Annotated in this window: 3 protein-coding genes; 1 reads left to right on the top strand and 2 read right to left on the bottom strand. The window is 55.0% G+C overall.

Translation table 11 applies throughout. From position 1 onward, the window contains the following. The first annotated feature begins 123 nt into the window (after window positions 1-123). Complete coding sequence (locus tag BHV64_RS09200) at window positions 124-588, top strand: MaoC family dehydratase (protein WP_015547072.1); 465 nt, start codon at window positions 124-126, stop codon at window positions 586-588. A 216-nt stretch (window positions 589-804) separates the two neighbouring features. On the opposite strand, the gene rplQ is transcribed toward BHV64_RS09200, so the two are convergent. Then, window positions 805-1,410 (bottom strand): 50S ribosomal protein L17, encoded by a 606-nt coding sequence (gene rplQ / locus BHV64_RS09195; protein ID WP_015547071.1) that lies wholly within the window; start codon window positions 1,408-1,410, stop codon window positions 805-807. Window positions 1,411-1,412: 2 nt separating this feature from the next. Next, window positions 1,413-2,324 (bottom strand): DNA-directed RNA polymerase subunit alpha (locus tag BHV64_RS09190; RefSeq protein ID WP_288115785.1); only part of this gene is annotated, 912 nt, incomplete at its 5' end.

Genomic DNA, 2,324 nt, shown 5'->3' with positions numbered 1-2,324 from the left:
ATCAAATAGAATGCCACGCTATCGGCACCCGTTTTGACCTATAGCGTGGCGTTTTCCTGTTTTTGAGGCGTTTCAGCACCCGTTTTGACTAATAAGTCTATTTACAGCACATAACAAAACGACATGAGCCGGTTAATCATCAACAATTTCAACGAATTCGCCCAGCACATAGGTCAGGAGCTGGGTGTTTCCGACTACCTGACGATCACGCAGGAGCAGATCGACCTTTTCGCCGACGCCACGCTCGACCACCAGTGGATTCACGTGGACACGGAGCGCGCCCGGACGGAAAGCCCTTATAAATCGACCATTGCGCACGGCTACCTGAACCTTTCGGTGCTCCCCTACCTCTGGGGACAAATTCTGGAGGTCAACAACGTGAAGATGCTGGTCAACTACGGCATCGAGAAACTGCGCTTCAACCGGCCTGTGCTGGCAGGCGACGCAGTCCGGCTGCGCGCCTCGCTGGTGTCGCTCGCAAACCTCCGCGGCATCGCCAAGGCGGAGATCAAGGTGTCGCTCGAAATCAAGGACAGCCCCAAAACGGCCCTCGATGCGACGGTCGTGTTTCTCTATCATTTCCAATAGCGCCAAACGGATCGTAAATTAAACAGGGGCTGTTTACACAGTCCCTGTTTTTGTTGCGGCGATTTTCGATTGCAGGCGAAAGGCTTCAAGCACGACATAAGCCGAAACCGATTTTTCGTGCATCGTAATAAAAAACCCGGATGGGTAGTCCTGACGGACGTCCCATTCGGGTTTTGTTTAGGATGTGCGGGAATATCCGCTTACAAATCCAAAAGGCTACATTTTTTTGCCCACATTGGTCTTCTTCGCAACCTTCGGAGCCGCAGCCTTGGCCGAAGCGGCCTTCGGCGCTGCGGGCTTCTTCGGGGCGGCAGCCTTCTTGGGTGCGGCCTTTTTAGCCTCGCCCTCGACGACGGTAGCCTCCTCGACGGCGTCGGTAGCCTTGGCGGCCGACTTGCGCGAACGGCGCGTCTTCGGTTTTGCCTCCGAAGCGGCTGCGGGAGCGATACCCAGCGTGTAAGGCTCGTTGAAGTCAACGAACTCGATGATGCACATGTCGGCAGCATCGCCCAGACGGAAACCGGTCTTCAGGATGCGGGTGTAACCGCCCGGACGCTCCGAAATCTTCGGCGCGATCGTACGGAACAGCTCCGTAACGGCCTCTTTCTGTTTCAGGTACGAGAATACGATACGGCGCGAGTGCGTCGTGTCCTCCTTCGACTTGGTGACCAGAGGCTCCACGAAACGCTGAACGGCCTTGGCCTTGGCAACCGTCGTTTCGATGCGTTTGTGCAGGATCAGCGACGTGGCCATGTTCGACAGCATGGCCTTGCGGTGGCCTGCCTGACGGCCCAGGTGGTTGAAATTCTTATTGTGTCTCATAATTAATCTTTGTCAAGTTTGTAGATTGATACGTCCATACCGAACTTCAGGTTGAGCGAGGTCAGCAACTCGTCCAGCTCCGTCAGCGACTTCTTGCCGAAGTTGCGGAACTTCAGCAGGTCGTTGCGGTTCAGCTTCACGAGGTCCCCCACCGTATCGACATCGGCGGCCTTCAGGCAGTTCAGGGCGCGGACCGAAAGGTCCTGATCCGAGAGCTTCGTCTTCAGCAGCTGACGCATGTGGAGTACATCCTCATCGAATTCCTCGGCACCGTTCGTGTCTTCCATGTTGACGGTGATCTTCTCGTCGGAGAAGAGCATGAAGTGCTGGATGAGAATTTTTGCGGCCTCTTTCAGAGCCTCTTTGGGGTGAATCGACCCGTCGGTGGTAATTTCCAAATTCAGCTTCTCGTAGTCGGTCTTCTGCTCGACGCGGTAGTTTTCGATCGAGTACTTCACGTTCTTGATGGGCGTGAAGATCGAGTCGATCGGAAGCGTTCCGAACTCGCTTTCAGCGGGAGCGTTCTCCTCGGCAGGCACGTAGCCGCGGCCTTTGCCGATCGTGAGCGTCATCTGCATCTTCGTTCCCGGGGCCAGGTGACAGATCACCAGGTCGGGATTGAGGACCTTGAAGAACGACAGGTAATTCGAGATATATCCGGCAGTCAGCTCCGTAACACCCGCAACGTTAATGGATACTTTTTCGGCATCCTGATTATCGACTGTGCGGATAAAACGAACCTGCTTCAGATTGAGGATGATGTTCAACATATCCTCCATCACACCGGGGATAGCGGCAAACTCGTGATCGACACCGGCTACCTTGACAGTCGTGATTGCGTAACCCTCCAGCGAAGAGAGCAGAATACGACGCAAAGCGTTACCGACAGTCATACCGAATCCGGGCTCCAGCGG

The organism is Alistipes sp. 56_sp_Nov_56_25, from assembly GCF_001915285.1.
GTDB lineage: Bacteria > Bacteroidota > Bacteroidia > Bacteroidales > Rikenellaceae > Alistipes > Alistipes shahii.
Note: the sequence above shows the minus strand (reverse complement) of the source record. Positions and strands in the feature narration are given on the sequence as shown.